Origin of the sequence: Gordonia mangrovi, assembly GCF_024734075.1 — a bacterium.
In the GTDB taxonomy this organism is placed as follows: Bacteria; Actinomycetota; Actinomycetes; order Mycobacteriales; family Mycobacteriaceae; genus Gordonia; species Gordonia mangrovi.
In genome coordinates, this window is the sequence record NZ_CP102850.1 from 3,291,282 (window position 1) to 3,308,132 (window position 16,851).

At 63.8% G+C, this 16,851-nt stretch carries 14 protein-coding genes; 5 read left to right on the top strand and 9 right to left on the bottom strand.

The window, feature by feature from the left end; genetic code table 11:
- Positions 1 to 50 precede the first annotated feature (50 nt).
- The 7 genes from NWF22_RS14900 to NWF22_RS14930 all read right to left on the bottom strand — a co-directional run bounded on the left by NWF22_RS14900 (position 51) and on the right by NWF22_RS14930 (position 9,794).
- Positions 51 to 2,369: a N,N-dimethylformamidase beta subunit family domain-containing protein gene (locus NWF22_RS14900; RefSeq protein WP_160903608.1), complete on the bottom strand. Its 2,319-nt coding sequence runs from the start codon at positions 2,367 to 2,369 to the stop codon at positions 51 to 53.
- Positions 2,362 to 2,712 (bottom strand): N,N-dimethylformamidase alpha subunit family protein, encoded by a 351-nt coding sequence (locus tag NWF22_RS14905; RefSeq protein WP_160903607.1) that lies wholly within the window; start codon positions 2,710 to 2,712, stop codon positions 2,362 to 2,364. The genes NWF22_RS14900 and NWF22_RS14905 overlap by 8 nt, the downstream gene beginning before the upstream one ends.
- Positions 2,713 to 3,156: 444 nt before the next feature.
- The gene (locus tag NWF22_RS14910; protein WP_160903606.1) at positions 3,157 to 3,867 is read right to left on the bottom strand and encodes a PDC sensor domain-containing protein; all 711 of its coding nucleotides are present in this window, start codon (positions 3,865 to 3,867) and stop codon (positions 3,157 to 3,159) included.
- Positions 3,864 to 4,592, bottom strand: coding sequence for a FadR/GntR family transcriptional regulator (locus NWF22_RS14915; protein WP_160903605.1), 729 nt, complete (start codon positions 4,590 to 4,592; stop codon positions 3,864 to 3,866). The genes NWF22_RS14910 and NWF22_RS14915 overlap by 4 nt, the downstream gene beginning before the upstream one ends.
- Positions 4,593 to 5,070: 478 nt before the next feature.
- Entirely contained in the window at positions 5,071 to 7,281 is a 2,211-nt protein-coding gene (locus NWF22_RS14920; RefSeq protein ID WP_160903604.1) for an oxidoreductase, read from the bottom strand.
- A gap of 64 nt (positions 7,282 to 7,345) precedes the next feature.
- Positions 7,346 to 8,791, bottom strand: a complete 1,446-nt coding sequence (locus NWF22_RS14925; protein ID WP_160903603.1) for a gamma-aminobutyraldehyde dehydrogenase — start codon at positions 8,789 to 8,791, stop codon at positions 7,346 to 7,348.
- A 181-nt stretch (positions 8,792 to 8,972) separates the two neighbouring features.
- Complete coding sequence (locus NWF22_RS14930; RefSeq protein ID WP_309249712.1) at positions 8,973 to 9,794, bottom strand: NAD(P)-dependent oxidoreductase; 822 nt, start codon at positions 9,792 to 9,794, stop codon at positions 8,973 to 8,975.
- Positions 9,795 to 10,152: 358 nt separating this feature from the next.
- Here NWF22_RS14930 and NWF22_RS14935 point away from each other — a divergent pair, with 358 nt between their 5' ends.
- From NWF22_RS14935 to NWF22_RS14955, 5 genes are all read left to right on the top strand, one after another.
- Positions 10,153 to 10,671, top strand: a complete 519-nt coding sequence (locus NWF22_RS14935) for a cupin domain-containing protein (RefSeq protein ID WP_160903602.1) — start codon at positions 10,153 to 10,155, stop codon at positions 10,669 to 10,671.
- 31 nt (positions 10,672 to 10,702) lie between these two features.
- Positions 10,703 to 12,103, top strand: coding sequence for an MFS transporter (locus NWF22_RS14940; RefSeq protein ID WP_160903601.1), 1,401 nt, complete (start codon positions 10,703 to 10,705; stop codon positions 12,101 to 12,103).
- A gap of 100 nt (positions 12,104 to 12,203) precedes the next feature.
- The gene (locus tag NWF22_RS14945; RefSeq protein ID WP_160903600.1) at positions 12,204 to 12,518 is read left to right on the top strand and encodes a carboxymuconolactone decarboxylase family protein; all 315 of its coding nucleotides are present in this window, start codon (positions 12,204 to 12,206) and stop codon (positions 12,516 to 12,518) included.
- A gap of 128 nt (positions 12,519 to 12,646) precedes the next feature.
- Entirely contained in the window at positions 12,647 to 13,045 is a 399-nt protein-coding gene (locus NWF22_RS14950; protein WP_160903599.1) for a (R)-mandelonitrile lyase, read from the top strand.
- Between the two features lie 101 nt (positions 13,046 to 13,146).
- Positions 13,147 to 14,403, top strand: a complete 1,257-nt coding sequence (locus tag NWF22_RS14955) for an MFS transporter (protein WP_160903598.1) — start codon at positions 13,147 to 13,149, stop codon at positions 14,401 to 14,403.
- An 89-nt stretch (positions 14,404 to 14,492) separates the two neighbouring features.
- Here NWF22_RS14955 and NWF22_RS14960 read toward each other — a convergent pair whose 3' ends face one another.
- Together NWF22_RS14960 and NWF22_RS14965 are read right to left on the bottom strand one after the other, a co-directional pair.
- Positions 14,493 to 15,248 (bottom strand): SDR family NAD(P)-dependent oxidoreductase, encoded by a 756-nt coding sequence (locus NWF22_RS14960; protein ID WP_160903597.1) that lies wholly within the window; start codon positions 15,246 to 15,248, stop codon positions 14,493 to 14,495.
- 64 nt (positions 15,249 to 15,312) lie between these two features.
- Positions 15,313 to 16,845, bottom strand: coding sequence for an acyl-CoA synthetase (locus tag NWF22_RS14965; RefSeq protein ID WP_160903596.1), 1,533 nt, complete (start codon positions 16,843 to 16,845; stop codon positions 15,313 to 15,315).
- Between the last annotated feature and the right edge of the window lie 6 nt (positions 16,846 to 16,851).

Below are 16,851 nucleotides of genomic sequence, written 5' to 3' on the forward strand. Positions count from 1 at the left end.
ATCGGGGGGTCAGCCGGCATACTGGGGCTGGTCCCCGATCTACTGGTGGGTCAGATCAGTTCTTCGACCGGACCGTCGGCCATGAACCTCCGTAGGATGTTGGCGGTCATCTTCGCGACGTTGTTGTCGCCGTTGTTGTATGGCAAGCTGCCCGACCACGTCATCGACGAGGCGCTGAACACCGCACCGCCCGCAGGTGTGGTGAAGTAGACCAGGTCGGCACGTACTCGCGGGTGCTCGATCCCGTTCATCCCGGCGTGCGGGAAGAACTGCTCCTCCGGAACAAGCACGGCGTTGACACTGTGTCCGTGCGAGCTGGCCAGGAGCATTGCGTGCGGCGGGCTGCCAAGCGAGAGATCGTAGATGTCCATCTCGAGGCCGGCCGCACCACCGTTCACGAGCCCGAAGTCGCCGATCAGCTCATCGGACCCGATTCCCTCGAAGATCCACTCGAGGCGCGGGTCTCGCGCATCGGGAAGCTGTACGTACCCGGCAGAGACGTCCAGACCATGGGAGCTCATTCCGGTGCCCCAGGTCTTTTGCGGAGCACGCGCACGCATGCGCCAGATTCCGCCGCGCTCCGCGCTGAACTCGTGGTAGTACTCGCCCGGACGCGCCCGCCACGCCTGGGTTCCCGTCTCTCCCTTGCGGACTTCCATCATCCACGGTTTGTCCGGGTGCACCGACGTAACCCACACGAAACCGTTGCCTGCGAGGTACATGCCGCGCCCCCCGTCGGCAAGGTAGTCCTCCCAGGCATCCATCATGGGGGTGCTGTAGTACTCCGGGTGGGTTCCGGTGATCACCACGTTGTAGTTCGACAGCAGGTCCTTGCCCTCGGCATGGAGATCGTGATCGGTGATCACGTCGTACTCGTAGCCGGAGGTGTCCAGCCATCCGAGCAATTGCATATCGGCAGGGAACTGCCACAGCATGCCGAACTCGTGTCGGTAACGTGGCCGCATGTTCAGCAGGGGCCTACGCCACGAGCTGTACTGCACACCGCGGCCGTCCGCATGGTAATCGTAGGTCGAGAGTCCGTACTCCGGACACTCGTTGAGCTCCAGATCCTTCTCTTCGATGCTGGCGAACAATCCCATGATGGTCTGGGTTGCCGGGGCATTCTGCATGTCCTGGCTGTTGGCGTACCCGAGGTAGCTCAGCGTGGGGATGAGTACCGCGATCTTGGCGGTGCTCAGTCCCTTCGGCGGCAGGATGAAGAACGGAATATGGTCCTCGAACTCCCCGGAACGAACCTGTAAAGCGTATGAACCGCTGCGCATCTCGGCGGTGATGTGCAGTGGGATCGGACTCTCCCAGCGGCAGTCATCGATGGAGTCGTCGTGAAACCAGATGGCACCGTATTGCTCCGGGGCGTGCTTGTAGTTCTCCTCGGAGCCATCCCAATTCCAGCCGGTCATGACGCGATCGGGCTGGTTCACACAGGTGCCGTGCAGACTGCTCGCCGAGCAGTCGGTGATCGCGTCGTTGCCGACACCGTTCGGGGTGGTCTCCTTGCTGAAGTCCCAATGGGCCAACAGGTCGACACCGTCGGGAACCTCTCCGCGATGCAGGAACTCGATGGCCTCTGGCGCCAGTAGGCCCCGGAACACCTTCGGAGAATCGAGCTTGCCATTGAACTGGTCGGTGACCCAGGCTCGCTGCTCGACGACGGATTCGGTGAGGCCCGCGAGGATCACCGGAGCATGCGCAGCAACCACCGAGATGGGGGCCTCCGCGTCAACCCGCGTATCCGACGCCAGTGGGGTCACAAAGCCGATCCGGCTGTTGGTCCTGGTCATCGTCACACGCTGCTCGATGAACAGCTTCTGGGCGGCGGGATCGAAGCCGGCGACGATGGAGTAGAAGACCTCGGGGAACAGCTTGAGGTCGCTCTGCACTCTGGCAATGACGCCAGTTCCGTCGCTGACGGTGAACGTGGGGTGGCCGTCTTCGAGTGTCAGACTCCAGCCGGTCGTGGTGGATTCGTCCCACCGGGACATGATTGCCTGCGTCTTGTTCGGCAAGGTGGACCACACGAACGACTGCACCGTCAGCCCGTCGTCGCCAGCGAGGATGCCGGATTCGTCAGGGACCTCGATGTATGCGCCGACCTGCGTACGCTGGGGAAAACCCTCGTACTCGCCGTCGACATTCGAGGGCACCGGATCGAAGGTCAGGTAGTCGCTGTGGATGTCGTCGCTGCGTCGCTCGACGGTATCGGTGGCGGGTTCGGTGTTCTTGTACCCCAGCCGGACCAATTGGGCCGAGAACGGCGCCGGCCGGTCAGTGCTGACATAGAAGTCCAGGGTGTCGCCGGGACGGACGCTGGGGAAGTCGCAATAGCCGCGAATGAAGATTCTAGACATCGTTGTCGTTTCCTTCCAGAAGGTCGTCGAGTCCGTGGGCGTGCAGACGCTGCAGGAATGCACCATGCACCGCGTCGGCCTCGGACGAGTACTCGGCACCTTCGACGATCTCGGCGGGCTCGCCGCGCCCGGCCATCAATGCCAGGCCGTACGAGTCATAGGGGTTTTTCAAGTAGACGAAAGACTTTCGCTCCATCGGATGTGCGGGGCCGCGCACAAAGTTCAGCACCAGGTTCAGCTCGTGACTGTGCGGGCCGCGTGGATTGAGTCGATGGGCTTCCACGAGTTCCGGAGTCACCAGCTCGCGGATGTCAGCGATCCGACGTCTGCGGAACTCGTCCATCCAATCCTCCGACTTGTCCCGCAACGGGGTTGGATCAGTCAACGGCACGTGTGGACCTCCTAGCGGTCTGTCTTCGATATAACATGTGATGTTATAGGTTTGAAGTCTAGCCCACCACGCGTCGACGGCAAGTTGAATCCGGGAGCATTGGCGACTTGAAACACGGATGAAACACGGAGTTGCGAAAGCCGCTGCATATGGGTCTGATGGCGGCGCACCCGCGCAGTGGGCGACGACATCGGCGGAGCTCGGAGCCGCTGGCGCACCCCACGAGGGAACTCGTGGATGGGCGGTGGCGGGACTTCTCGATGCTGATCCGCCCGGGTCTGGTCGTGGGCCGCATCGAGCTACGCCACATACGACGACGGGCGGGACGTCAGGACGTGCGTATCGGCCTGAACCGCGGATGTGCCGCGTCTGGAGCGCCTGCAGGCATCGGCGACATCAAGTCGTGACGACAACCCAGGAAGTACGGGTGATCGGTTTCTTGCGACTGGCCGGCACCGTGTTCATGTCCACCACACCACCCAGCAACGCCCCGATATTCGTGGCCAGCACCATGCCCTCGGGGTTGACCACGCTTGTCCCTCGCGGTAGGTCGAGCAGGTCGTTCTGGCAGAGGGATTGGAACGTCGAGACGGTGACGTCCACGGCGACGACGCCGATGAGTTCGCCGTCTATCCGCACCGACTGCGCAAAGGTGAGTACATACGCATTGGTTCCGCTGATGTCGACGAACGGCCCCGACGCGACGGGCCGGTTGGACTCCACGGCGTTACGCCACCACTCGGTGGCGACGATGTCATAGAAGTCGAGGGCCTCCGGTTCAGGGGCCACGCTCAACGGTTTCATGCCGACCTTGTTCTTGGCGGCGTCGGGTTGCTGGTACCACCACTGGGGTCGAATCCGCGCCGAATCATCCGGCACCGGCAAGAAGCCCATCCCGAGGACCGGTAGATCTGCGGAGTCGTAGAGAGTGCCGACGAACTCTTTGAACTGGTCGAGTGAGCGGCCTCGTCGTCCACCCGGCGTCGACGACGATTCTGCGATCACCTCGTCGCGCATCTGCAACAGCAAGCCGTGGACCTGACCTGTGAGGCCGACGAGTTTGCTCTTGAGTTCCGCGAGCACCTGATTGCTGGAGCGGTGGGTCATGGCCGGTCGCCCTCGATTCGACCGAGTTGCATGCGAAGCTCGATCAGGCCGTCGAGTGTTTCCTGGATGTGGTTCTCGGCGAGCGATCTGGCGGTCTCGCTGTCTTGCCGAATCACGGCCGCGACGATGGCTTGGTGTTGCGCGCAGGCGTTCTTGATCTCTTTGGCCTCCATGTCTGCAATCCACAGTAGGGGGGCCAGCGTAGTCATGATGCCCACCTCGACACGAGTGAGTTCGGCCGACCTCGTTGCCGCAGCGAGTTCGGCGTGAAAGCGAAAATCTGCCCTCACCCGCTCGCTGGGAGTATTCGCCTGTCCGAGCGATTCCGCCAGTGATGTCAACTTGCTGAGTTCGTATCCGCGGGCGCGAATCGCCGCCAGGTATGCCGCGCGGCCGGACACGGCCACGTGCAGGTCGCGGGTATCCCGGATTTCGTCGATGTTGAGGGCCAGTAGCTGCCGCTCGAGAATTGAACGGTCCTGGCCGGTGCCGGCCTTGATGAAGCTGCCGCCACCACGTCCGCGCCGGGTTTCGATCAGGCCTTGTCGTCGCAGCTCGGCCAACGAGGCACGGACGGTGACGTTCGAGACCTGCAGTTGCGCAGCGAGGTCGGCTTCGCTGGGCAGGGGTGCGCCATCCCTCAGTAGGCCCAAGGCGATGGCGTGCTGGAGGCGTTTGGTCACTACGTCGGAACGAGTGGCGGTATCGAGCGGATCCAGGGCCACTTGGAGCAGGGACGGGATGGTCGTGGGTTCCCTCCCGCCTAGCGGGCCGACTTCGCCGGAATGTCGCGATGCAGACGGCACTCGACTTCCACCCTTTCACAAGGATTCGCCATGCGGGTCGCAGCGTATCCGAGCGTGGATGACTCGCTGCGACTTCCGCCCTGCGACACCGCGGCAGCGGCCACGGATAGCGTCGGGGTCGCCGCCCGTGCTGGGGGTACACGCTGTACCGCTCCGGGTGAAACGCTCACAGTGCCCCGACCGTTTGTATGGACATGACCGTAATCTTTACATGTTTTAGTTAATCACAGGATCTGCGCCGGAGCGCTGTACGGCTCTGCCGCGTTGCGCCGGTGTCGGCCGGACTTGCGCCGGGGTGCCGGTGGCAAAGCTGCCCTCGTGGGGACGTGTTGTCCCGACGAGGGCAGCTTCGAGATGCGGAGGGCACGCCGGCTCCGGGTGTGTGCCGTAGCCGGTGTCAGACGAGCAGGTTGCCTTCGACCACCGGTCGCGCATCGCCGAGCTTGGGGAAGGTCTCATGGCCCCACACCTGGCGTTCCCTGATGAACGGCAGCGGTCGCTGCGGATCCGGCGATTCGAACTCGCGCGCCAACCGATGACCGTCGAAGACCGCATCCATCGCATGGCGGGGCTGCACGCAGTCGCCGACCTGGTAGACCGCCGCGATCCCGGCCTCGGACCAGCGATCCTGCTGCGCGCGCAGGTCCGTGAACAATTGTGAGTTGGAGACTCGAGTGGTTGTGAGAATCAGCGCATCACAGTCGAGTTCGACGACATCGTCGGAGAAGGTGCGGCCCCATTCGCCGGGTCTCTGCTCGGTCAGCTCGGCGCTGTCCTTGTACAGGAAGAACAGCTGGAGCTTGCCGTCTTTGAGCTCGGTGGCCCAGTGGTTCCGGATGTACTTGATGCCCTTCGAATGCATCGTGCGCTTGTTGTTGGGCATCTCCATGGTGAACTTGGAGAACTCGAAGATGTCGTGGGTATTGGTCACGATGGTGACGTTCTTGCCCAGGTCGGCCATCATCTCGGCCATCGCGAACCCGGTGAAATGTCCGTCACCGTCGAGGATCACGACGTTGCGCCCGGGTACGTCCTTGCCTGCCATGACCTGTTCGGGGGTGAGCACATTGGGCATCGTCGACGCGTTGACATTCGTCAACGGGGAATGAGTCTCCGGGCCCAGGCCGACCGGTGACCAGTGCGAACCGGTCGCGATGACCACCTTTTCCGCGCCGTACTCGAGCACATCGTCGGCAGTCATCTCCGGGACACCGAGTTGCACCTGCACATTGTCCAGCTTCGACAGCATCACCTCGCGGTAGTCGATGAGGCGTCCGTACTCTCCGCAGCGGGGGTACTTGCTGACATCGCGCCAATGTCCACCCAGCTCGGTGGCGCTGTCACGCAGGTGCACCAGGTACCCGCGACGCCCAAGCGTGACCGCACACTCCATTCCGGCCGGACCGGCACCGACGACGAGTACCGCCTCGGGTTCGGTGACCTTCGTGAACTTCTCCGGGTGCCAGCCACGGCGGTATTCCTCACCGGTGGTGGCGTTCTGCGTGCAGTACATCAACGCCTGCTGCTGCATGCGGCCGACGCACATATTGCAGCCGATGCATTCGCGCACCTCGTCGGGCCGGCCCTCGGAGATCTTGGTCGGGAGGAACGGATCCGAGATGGAGGGGCGCGCGGCACCGATGATGTCGCACTGACCATTGCGGATTGCGGCGACCATGGCGTCGGGGTCGGTGAATCGGCCGTTGCTGACCACCGGAACGCTGACGATGTCCTTGGCGCCCTTGATGAAACCGCTCGCCCAGTTGGGTTTGCGGAAACGTGAACTGCCCGCGTCTTCGCCCCATTCCTCGTAGTCGCCGATCTTGAGGCCCCAGAGGTCGACGACGCCCTCTTTCTCCATGATCTCCAAGAACTTCGACCCCTCGTCGAAGTGCTTGATGCGGTGGTCGCCGTTGACCGTGTCCACCTCGAATCGGGTGGTGACCGCCATGGTGTCGCCGACGGCCTTCTTCAGGGCCGTCATGAGTTCGATGTAGAACCGGGCGCGGTTCTCCAGCGAGCCGCCGTATTCGTCGGTGCGATGGTTGTATCTGGTCTCCAGGAACTGCAGCGGGATCGTGGAGTCGCCGCCGGATACTTCGGCAATGTCGAAACCAGCCTGCTCCGCACGCTTCGCACCGAGGATGTACATGTTGATGATGGCGCGAATGTCATCTTTGTCGGCGTAGGCTGCGTAGACGTTGCGCTCCGGAAAAACGTTGGAGGGCAACGGCGACGGTCCGCGGGCTGTCTCGCGTGCTTCCAGCCGCGGCGAGTGCATGCCGTTGTACCAGAGTTGCACCGACGCCAGCGATCCGTGTTTGTGGATCTCGTCGGTCAGGTGGCCGAGGTTGATGATGTCACCGTCGTCCCACAGCCGCGATGATGTGAATGGGAACTCGTCGGATTCGGGATGGATGGAACAGAAGTCGCTGGATACGACGCCCCAACCGCCTTCGGCCTTCATACCGCGGAAGCCGGCCTGGATTCCTGGTCGCTCGGAGCCGTAGCCGGTGGAATGGGATGTGGCCCAGAATCGGTTCCGCATGGTCTTGGGGCCGAAGGTGATGGGTTCGAAAAGGATGTCGTGACGAGGATCGCGGGGCATGGCACTGACCTTCTTGGGCTTTGTCGGCGTCGCCGACGGGTGTTACGGGGTGGGGGTGATGGGCTCAGTAGTCGAGCGACGACATGACGTGCTTGAGTCGGGTGTAGTCCTCGAGGCCATACACCGACAGATCCTTGCCGTAGCCGGAGTGCTTGAAACCGCCGTGCGGCATCTCCGCCACCAAGGGGATATGGCAATTGATCCACACGCAGCCGAAATCGAGTCGTCGGGACACTCGCATGGCCCGGCTGTGATCGCGTGTCCACACGCTCGAGGAGAGCGCGTAGGGGACGTCGTTGGCCCATCGGACTGCTTGGTCCTCACCGTCGAACTGCTGCACGGTGATCACCGGGCCGAAGAGCTCGGTCTTGCTGGCCTCATCATCCTGGCGCAGACCCGAGACGACGGTCGGTTCGTAGTAGTAGCCGGCGGCGAAGTCCGCTTCGTCGTTGCGACGACCACCGGCGTGTACGGTCGCATGGTCGGGCAGCCGGTCGATGAAACCGCCGACGCGGGCGAGCTGGTTCGGGTTGTTGACAGGTCCGAGGATCGCGTCGGCCGAGTCGAGCCCGCCGGGCTTGGTCGCACGAGCCTGCTCGGTCAGTGCGGCCACCAGCTCGTCGTGGATGCCCGGCGCTGCGAGCACGCGGGTGGCGGCGGTGCAGTCCTGCCCGGCGTTGAAATAGCCTGCGCTGGCGATACCTTCGGCCGTCTTGGCGATGTCCGCGTCATCGAATACGATCACTGGGGCCTTGCCGCCGAGCTCGAGGTGTACCTTCTTGAGGTCAGTGGCTGCCGATCCGGCAACCTCCATGCCCGCGCGTACCGATCCGGTGACGGAGACCATCTGCGGGGTCTTGTGCGCTACGAGTTCGCGTCCGGTATCCCGATCCCCGGTGACGACGTTGAAGACACCGCTCGGCAGATGCTCTTGGGCGATCTCGGCAAGCAACACCGCCGTCAACGGGGTGGTGTCGCTGGGCTTGAGTACCACGGTGTTGCCTGCGGCAATCGCCGGCGCAAACTTCCACACCGCCATCATCATCGGGTAGTTCCAGGGTGTCACTTGTCCGACGACGCCGATCGGCTCGCGTCGCAGGAACGACGTGAACCCGGACATGTATTCGCCGGCTGACCGACCCTCCAGGACACGCGCAGCGCCCGCGAAGAAGCGGATCTGGTCAGTCATCGGCCCGATCTCCTCGGCCTTGATGAGTGCCGCAGGCATCCCTGTGTTCTTGGATTCGATGGCGACGAGTTCGTCCGCCCGCTGCTCGATGGAGTCGGCGATCCGCAGCAGTGCTCGCTGACGGTCGGCGGGGATCGTGTCCCGCCAGCCCTCGAATGCGTCCGATGCTGCCGCGAACGCGTCATCGACATCCTCGGCACTGCTGACCGGAGCAGAACCAAAGGGTAGGCCGGTTGCCGGACTTATGACTGCTGCAGTCTTGCCGGACCGTGCCGGCTGCTGCTTGCCTCCGATGAAATTGTGCACTGTTACATCAGTCATGGCGACCTTCTCCTCGATAGATCTGTTGAGCAGTAACGCATTTCAGGTCCACGCGTCGGCTGGTGCGTCGTCGGGCCCACAGGTGGCTACCTGAGCCGGAACGCGGGAACCGGTGCGTCCGCGGTGACGACTGTTATGTCTGCCCATCTCTGCGTAAACATTTGACATTTAGTGTTATAGCTTAGGTCGTCACGTCGTGCAACGCGAGAATTGTGGATCTGCAAGCGGCGGTACGAACGCAAGCGGCATGTGCCCAGGTGCGGAAGGTGCGCTCGCCGAAGACGCCGAAGTGAGAGCTGCCTGGCCCGGGGGGGCTGTGCCACGCCGCTGGCGTACCGGCTCGGTCTGGCCGAGCCGGCGGTGCGGATTGCGTCGCCGGCTCGGTCTGGCCGAGCCGGCGGTGCGGATTGCGTCGCGCGCACAGCGCTGTGCGCGCTGTTACGCCGGACGGCTGACCGCATTGCTCTAAACGGACTTGGGCTCCACCGGACTTCAGGATCTCGATGGCCTCGGCCGGAGCGACCCCGTTCTTCGCGGCAAGAGCCAGGCCCTCGAGTGTCAGCAGGCGCTGGGCGCCGGATATGACATTGTTGACGAGCTTCATGGCGTGCCCCGCGCCGACGTCGCCCGCGTGGAAGATGTTCGGGCTGATCGCCGACAGTACCTCCGACGCGCGAGCGCACTGATCGTCACTTGCGCCGACCATGATCGAGATGGTGCCGGCCTGGGCGCCCTTCGTTCCACCGCTGACCGGCGCGTCGATCAGATCGATGCCGTGCTGAGCGAGTTCGGTGGCCATGGCCCGCGTGGCCGTCGGATCGCCGGAGGTCTGGTCGACTACCAGAGCGCGGGAACGGAGATCGCCGGCAACCCGTCGGCGGCCAGCATGCTCACGGCAGATTGGCTGCGGTCGTAGACGGTCAAATTTTGTGGGTGAGCTGGAGACGGCTGGCGAGGGCACCACCCATGTTGCCGAGGCGGATGTATCCGATGCCCGTGTCACGCTCCTGTGTGATTTGGGTAGTGCGGCGCCTGTTGGGTGCCATGACGCAATATCTACTGCAATAGATGGTCAGATGGCTGTGGCACTTGTCACCTGCTCTGTTCAAGTCAACGCGACGCACAAGTTGATCCTGGCGAGGCACGAGATGAGTGAAAGAGGTTGACCGAGCGGGCTGCATGTGCCTACCATCACACCACGCTATTTATTGTGATAGATATACGGCAAGTAGCGCGGCTGGGCTCATCCACGACGAACGGCGCGACGACTTCGCGATCTCCGACGTGAGCTCGAACTCACAACTTCAGAATCTTCAGGCGGCAAGGCCGCACAGTGCAGAGAAGAAGGGCAGGCGACAGCTATGACACCGCAGCATCACGGTGCACAGGCGCGCAGGGTGGTCACCGGAGTCGGTGCCGACGGCAAATCGTGCATCGTCAGCGACGAGAACACTCCGGAGCGCGTCGTCGGTCCGGTGAACACCAAATGTGACATCTGGCGGGTGAACAACCTGCCGGTGGCCTACGACGACGGGCCGGGTCTTGAGGCCGGCGTTGTCACGATGCCTGCCGAGGGTGGCTTCGTCTTCCGGGTCGTGACTTTCGCGCCTGACTCGGAGTGGGAGCACCTCGACCCGGCGGATGTCATGCCCGGAGCCATCGATCCCGCCGAAGCGGGGGGTATCCCCGGGCTGCACGTGACCGAGACGGTGGACATCGTCACCATCCTCTCCGGCGAGATCGTCGCGATCATGGAGGCCGAGGAGACGGTCCTCCGGGCCGGCGACACCCTGGTCCAGCGCGGCACCAAACACGCCTGGAGCAATCGCACAGACCAACCCGTGACCTTGCAGTCGATCATGATCTCGGCCAAGGGCTGAACGGCAACTCGATAGAGAGATTGGAAAACTCATGGATGTCGTAACCGCTTTGCGGCAACAGCGGATGAATCCCTTCCGCTGGTACGCCGTCGCCCTGTGCATCCTCTGCGGTGCCATCGACGGCCTGGATCTGTTGCTGGTCGCTTATGCGCTGCCGCACCTGCCCGACGGCTTCGCCAGTGGTGGTCAAAAGGGGCTGTTGATCAGTCTCGCGTTCATCGGCTACGGAATCGGCAGCGCCCTGATCGCTCCGATGGCCGACCGTATTGGCCGGAAGAACCTGGTCGTCCTCGGCTTGGTGTTCGCGTCCGTGGTCCTGGGCATCACGGCCTTCGCGCCCAACGTGGAAGTGATGATGGTGACGCGCCTGCTCACCGGACTCGCGGTCGGCACGATGCTCCCGTTGGTCCACATCCTCGGTGACGAGTACTCCTCACAGAATCGCCGAAGCCTCAGTGTCGGCATCATCACCTTGGGTGTGCCGATCGGCAGCCTGCTGGGTGGTCTGGCCAGCCTGTTCATCATCAGCAGCTTCGACGGCGCATGGCAGGCGCTGTTCGTGTTCGGCGCAACCCTCAGTGGCCTGACAGCCGTTGTGGTCTGGCTGACGCTGCCGGAAAGCCCGGTGTTCCTCGCCAACCGTGGCAGCGCCGGCGACGACATCAAGATTGCCGCGATCGCACGTAGGCTGCGGCTGGTCGGGGTCGATCCTTCGATGAAGCCTGCACCTGAGTTCTCCCCGCACGCCGACGACGAGTCCGAGTCGTCACGTGACGCGAAGGTCGGCGTCCTGTCGCCGCGTTACCGGGTGCGGTCGCTCCTGATCTGGGGTGGCTACACCTTCGGTATCCTCGGGTACTACTTCATCAACAGTTGGACCCCGCAGCTCATCACCACGGCGACCGACAGTGCCGCCACCGGTGCCCTCGTGACCACCGTGATCAGCATCGGCGCGATCACCGGCGGTGTCCTGTTCACCCTGATGACACTTCGGGTCATCCCGACCAAGCTGTGCTGGATGGCGCTCGGCGTCGCCGTGGTCGCCCAGGTGACCTTCGCGATGACTCTGTCCGGGGGTGTGGCGTATGTGGCGGCGTTCATCCTCGGCATGGGCATTCAGGCCGGCTTGTCGGCCTACATGACATCCGCTACGCGGCTGTACCCGCCGACCATCCGTGCACGTGGGCTCGGGCTCATGGGCGGCATCAGCCGCGTCGGATCGATCACCGCACCGCTTCTCGTGGGAGCACTGCTCTCCGTGGTTACCGCAGAGGTCATGTACTTGGCCGCCTCGGTGACCGTCTTCATCGCCGGTGCCTCGGCGTTCGGCTTGTGGGCCAACACCAAGCACGAGTTCGACGAGCCGGTCGTCCCGGACCACGAGTCCATCAACGAGACGGACGGATCACCCTCCTCCCTCACGCGATCCTAGGTTCCCGCGCGTCGCGCCCGGACATCGCCGATGTCCGGGCGCGACCGTGTGAACCGAGTTGTCGTGGAATGACCGAACAGTCGAGAAACGAAGGTACACAATGGCACAGCGTGAGTGGCACTACCCGAAGGCCGTCCCCAAACTGGCTGAACTGGGACAGGACGTGCTGTACGGAGACGTGTGGGAACGCGAGGAACTGAGCAAGCGTGATCGCAGTCTGATCACGGTGGCCGCACTGATTGCCCTCTACCGCCCGGAACAACTCGAAGCACACATGCAGCGGGCACTGGGTAATGGGGTCACTGCCGACGAACTCGCCGAGGTCGTCACGCACATGGGGTTCTACGCCGGTTGGCCCTCTGCCGTCACCGGAGGTGAGATTCTCAGATCAGTGCTGGTCAACGGCGAGGAGTAGATCGAGTCCAGGCGCTGCTCGGTGGCGGGTGGCGGCGAACCATGTCGATAGCACAAAGGCTGCACTTCGAGATCGCTGTTCACGGCCGAGGGATCGACGATTGTCATCGAATGGAAAGGAAGTGACCTATGAAGTTCATGCCAAGTGGTGGCCAGACCGCCCCGGGTCCGGAGGCTCAGTTCACGGGGTCGGTGTACATCGACGGCATCCGCGTTCCAGACAGCCAGTCCGCGATCGGATGTGCGCACGTGCGCTTCACGCCCGGCGCACGTACGGCATGGCACACCCACCCGAAAGGCCAGACTCTGTATGTGACCGACGGTATCGGCCTCGTCGCTCGTCGCGGCGGCGACGTGCAGGAGATCCGGCCCGGGGACGTGGTGTACATCGAACCGGGTGAAGAGCACTGGCATGGTGCGACACCGGACCGGTTCATGGCACACGTCGCCATGCAAGAGGCCGACGAGAACGGGCAGGTGGTCACCTGGCTCGATCACGTGACCGACGCGGAGTACGGACAACGCTGATCAGGCCTGTGACACAGCATTCCGCCCCACCGGCGGGTTCACCCGCTGATTCCGCCCTGACTCAGTCGGAGCCAGGCATCGCCGGCGGATCTGCGACAACAATGCGGACGTTCCTGTCGTTCGCTGCGGCGGTCACTTCGCTTATCGTGGTCTTCGCTTCATCGGGGGCGCCGATCCCGCTATATGAGCGATACCGTGAGACCGAACCCATCACCACCGCGGGCTTGTCGCTGGCTGCCGTGAGCTACTTTGTCGCCGTGCTGTTCTCGCTCGTTGTGTGCGGACGACTGTCCAATCACCTCGGACGGCGGCCGGTTGCACTGGCAACTGTCGTACTGGCGTGCATGGGGACGGCAATGCTCCTGTCGGTTCACTCCCTGGTGACGCTCGCATCGGGCAGGGCTCTGCAAGGACTCGCATGCGGGCTGGCGTCGAGTGTGTTGACGTCGTTCATCATCGAGACCGCGCCGCGCCGCCCGCAGTGGCTTGGGACCGTCGCCGCTGCGAGCGGCCCGCTTCTCGGGCTGACCATAGGTGCCGTCGGAGTGGGCGCGCTCGCGGAATACGCTCCCACACCCAGGCAGTTGGGTCTCCTGGTTGCAGTTGCCCTGTTGTGCTGTTGTGCGGTCGGCCTGGTGCTCAGTAGCGAACCCGTGCGGCGCACACCCGGCGCGATGGCATCGTTGCGACCCAGAGTCGCGGTGCCCGCAGCGGCGCTACCACTGATGCCGGCCGCCGCCGCAATCTTCATCGCCACCTGGTCCCTGGGCGGTTTCTACCAAGCATTCAGCCCCACGGTAACCGCCGTCGACCTCGGGTCACAGAGCGTCTTCGTGGCGTCGGTGGTGTTTGCATCGTTCATGGCGCCCAACGCTTTCGGCGGTCCGCTTACCGGATCTCTCGAGCCTGTGACCGTCCAGCGTTGGGGGATCGCTCTGTTTGCTCTCGCGGCGGTGACGCTCACCGTCGCCCTCGCCCTGCACGCCATCGCCTTGTTCCTGGTGGCGGGAGTCATCGCGGGGATGTCGCAAGGTGCGGCGTTCACGGCCAGCCTGCGGCGTCTCGTGGCACAGGCCTCGCCTGCGGAACGTGCGGGCATGCTCGCGACGATCTATCTGATCTCCTATGCGGGTGCGGCGATCCCCAATTTCATCGCTGGTCAGTTCTCCATTCGGGTGGACCTCACCGGTATTGCCGCCGGATACAGCGTTCTGGTGGTGCTCGCCGCCGTGATCGCGATCGTTTTCACGTTCCGAGAGGCATCCGCGGCGCCCCACTCGGATGCCGACACTTCACGAGTTCCGGAGTTCAGCGATGCGTGGCGGGCGACAACGACACGGGGTTCGCGGCGGTCGTGAGTCAGACCGCCGCGAACCGCTTCTGGCCCGCCTGATCGGGGTCGCTCACCGGAGCGCAGTCGGGGCAGAGTCGGTGAGCTCCTCCGGTGTCACACCAGCGAGGCCGTCAGGCCGCCGTCGAGGACATAGCTGCTGCCGGTGACCCAGCTAGCGCTGTCAGATGCCAGGAACGCGACCACCTGGGCGATGTCCTCCGGTGTGCCCAGTCGGCCCTGTTTGGCAGCCACCAGATCGCCGAACGGTACCTGGGTCGCCGCCTCGAAATCGGGGACGAGCCGGGAGACCATGTCGGTGTCGGCGAAGCCCGGGCACACTGCGTTCACCCGGACTCCGGCGTCGCGCATCTCGATCGCCGCCACACGCGTCAGCTGGATCAGTGCGGCCTTGCTGGCGCAGTAGGACCCCAGCAGTGGGCTTCCGCCGAGTCCGGCGACCGAGGCCATATTGACGACATTGCCCTTGGATGCCACGAGGTGTTCGGCCGCTGCCTTCATCGCCACGAACGGCCCGCGGACATTGACCTGATGGATCAGGTCGAAACTCTCGGTCGACTGTTGGAGCAGCGGTGAGGAGATCTCGATTCCGGCGTTGTTGACCAACACGTCGAGGCCGCCCAGAATCCGGACAGCCTCGGCGATCGCGGTCTGGACTTCCGGTTCGCTGGTGACGTCGCAGTTTGCGATTCCCGCCGCACCGATCTCGGCGGCGGCCTGCTCGGCGGCGTCCTTGTCACGGTCGCTGACGACCACACGCGCGCCGCGTTCGGTGAACAACGTGGCGATGGCTTTGCCGATGCCGGCGCCTGATCCCGTCACGAAAACCCGCTTGCCTTGTAGTTCGGACATGGTGTTCCTTTCAGATCTCATACCGGTGAGAACAGTGATTTCAGATGATTGGCGGCTGGATCGATCACTTCTGCATCGACGCGCGCACCTCGTTCTTCAGGATCTTGCCCACCTTCGACCGCGGCAGGTCGTCCCAGATCTCTATCTCCTTCGGCGCCTTGACACTGCCGATCCGGTTCTTGACGAAGCCGATGAGCTCTTCGCCGGTCGCCGGTTGTCCGGGGCGTAGTTGCACCGCTGCGGTGACGCGCTCGCCCCATTTGTCGTCGGGGACACCGATGACCGCGCTCTCCTTCACCGCGGGATGGGCCAGCAGGGCTTGTTCGACCTCGGCGGAGTAGACGTTGAACCCGCCGGTGATGATCATGTCCTTCGCGCGATCCACCACAAAGAGGAAGTTCTCCTCGTCGAGGTATCCGATGTCGCCGGTGTGATGCCAGCCGAAACGACTCGATTCCTCTGTTGCAGTTGGATTGTCGTGGTAGCCGTCCATGACCAGCGGTCCTTTCACGACGATCTCGCCGCGTTCCCCTCGAGGCAGCAGGGTGCCGTTGTCTCCCATGATCGCCACAGTGGTGAGTGGCGTCGGACGACCGGCAGAGCGTAGTCGTTCCGTCGCCACCGTACCGTCCGGTCGGAAGTGATCGGCCGGCGCCAGGGTCGCAATCATGTTGGGCGCCTCGGTCTGACCGAACAGCTGTCCGAAGACCGGGCCGATTCGCGTCAACGCCTCTTCGAGGCGTGTCGGCGACATCGGTGCGGCGCCGTACCAGAGGCATCGCAGCGAGGAGAGATCCGTGTCGTCGAGCGCGGGATGATCGAGCAGCCCGTAGATCACCGTGGGGGGTAAGAACGCGTGCGTGATGCGATGTCGTTGCACAAGCGTCAAGAACTCCCCAAGGTCCGGCCGGGGCATGATGACCACTTCGCCACCCAGACTCAGGATCGGGAAAGTCAGCACGCCCGCCGAATGGGTCAGCGGAGCGAGCGCGAGGTAGCGGGGACGCTCCCCGAACGGGTAGCTCATCAACGCGAGCGCCGTGGACGTCATCAGGTTGTCCTCGGTGAGCCGTACCCCCTTCGGCTTGCCGGTCGTGCCCCCGGTGCCTGCCAGAAGACACAATCCGTGCGGCGGGTGCCGCTCCTCATCTGGTTCGCCGCGGTGCTCCGACAGCCAGGTGCCGAAGTCCACGGCGCCGTCGAACTCACCGTCGAGACAGACGAGCCATTCAAGCTGCGGCAAATCGGGCCTGATGCGGGCCACGAGCTCGCCGAACTTCTTCTGGAAGAACAGGAATCGACAGCCGAACAGGTCGAACAACTGCCGGTTCTCGTCAGCTTCGTTGCGAGGATTGACCGGGCACCACACGGCACCCGCCCGCGAGATACCGAACACGCACGTCAAGGCCAGGGGATCGTTCGTCGAGAGGACCGCGACGCGATCGCCGGTCGCGATTCCGGTGCGCTGCAACGCCCCAGCGATGGCGACCGTGTGTTCTCGGACCTCGCCATAGGTCCATGTCGCGCCGTCAGCGGTGAGGCATGGGCGGTCGGGGCCCAACGACGCACCCTTGTCCAGGTAGTCCGCTAGTCGCATCGCCGA

What these genes read in the sequence shown, in the direction of transcription:
- NWF22_RS14940 (WP_160903601.1), top strand. Translation starts at nt 10,703, where the DNA reads ATGGATGTCGTAACCGCTTTGCGGCAACAGCGGATGAATCCCTTCCGC.
- NWF22_RS14900 (WP_160903608.1), bottom strand. Translation starts at nt 2,369, where the DNA reads ATGTCTAGAATCTTCATTCGCGGCTATTGCGACTTCCCCAGCGTCCGT.
- NWF22_RS14935 (WP_160903602.1), top strand. Translation starts at nt 10,153, where the DNA reads ATGACACCGCAGCATCACGGTGCACAGGCGCGCAGGGTGGTCACCGGA.
- NWF22_RS14925 (WP_160903603.1), bottom strand. Translation starts at nt 8,791, where the DNA reads ATGACTGATGTAACAGTGCACAATTTCATCGGAGGCAAGCAGCAGCCG.
- NWF22_RS14950 (WP_160903599.1), top strand. Translation starts at nt 12,647, where the DNA reads ATGAAGTTCATGCCAAGTGGTGGCCAGACCGCCCCGGGTCCGGAGGCT.
- NWF22_RS14945 (WP_160903600.1), top strand. Translation starts at nt 12,204, where the DNA reads ATGGCACAGCGTGAGTGGCACTACCCGAAGGCCGTCCCCAAACTGGCT.
- NWF22_RS14920 (WP_160903604.1), bottom strand. Translation starts at nt 7,281, where the DNA reads ATGCCCCGCGATCCTCGTCACGACATCCTTTTCGAACCCATCACCTTC.
- NWF22_RS14910 (WP_160903606.1), bottom strand. Translation starts at nt 3,867, where the DNA reads ATGACCCACCGCTCCAGCAATCAGGTGCTCGCGGAACTCAAGAGCAAA.
- NWF22_RS14905 (WP_160903607.1), bottom strand. Translation starts at nt 2,712, where the DNA reads ATGGACGAGTTCCGCAGACGTCGGATCGCTGACATCCGCGAGCTGGTG.
- NWF22_RS14960 (WP_160903597.1), bottom strand. Translation starts at nt 15,248, where the DNA reads ATGTCCGAACTACAAGGCAAGCGGGTTTTCGTGACGGGATCAGGCGCC.
- NWF22_RS14955 (WP_160903598.1), top strand. Translation starts at nt 13,147, where the DNA reads ATGCGGACGTTCCTGTCGTTCGCTGCGGCGGTCACTTCGCTTATCGTG.
- NWF22_RS14965 (WP_160903596.1), bottom strand. Translation starts at nt 16,845, where the DNA reads ATGCGACTAGCGGACTACCTGGACAAGGGTGCGTCGTTGGGCCCCGAC.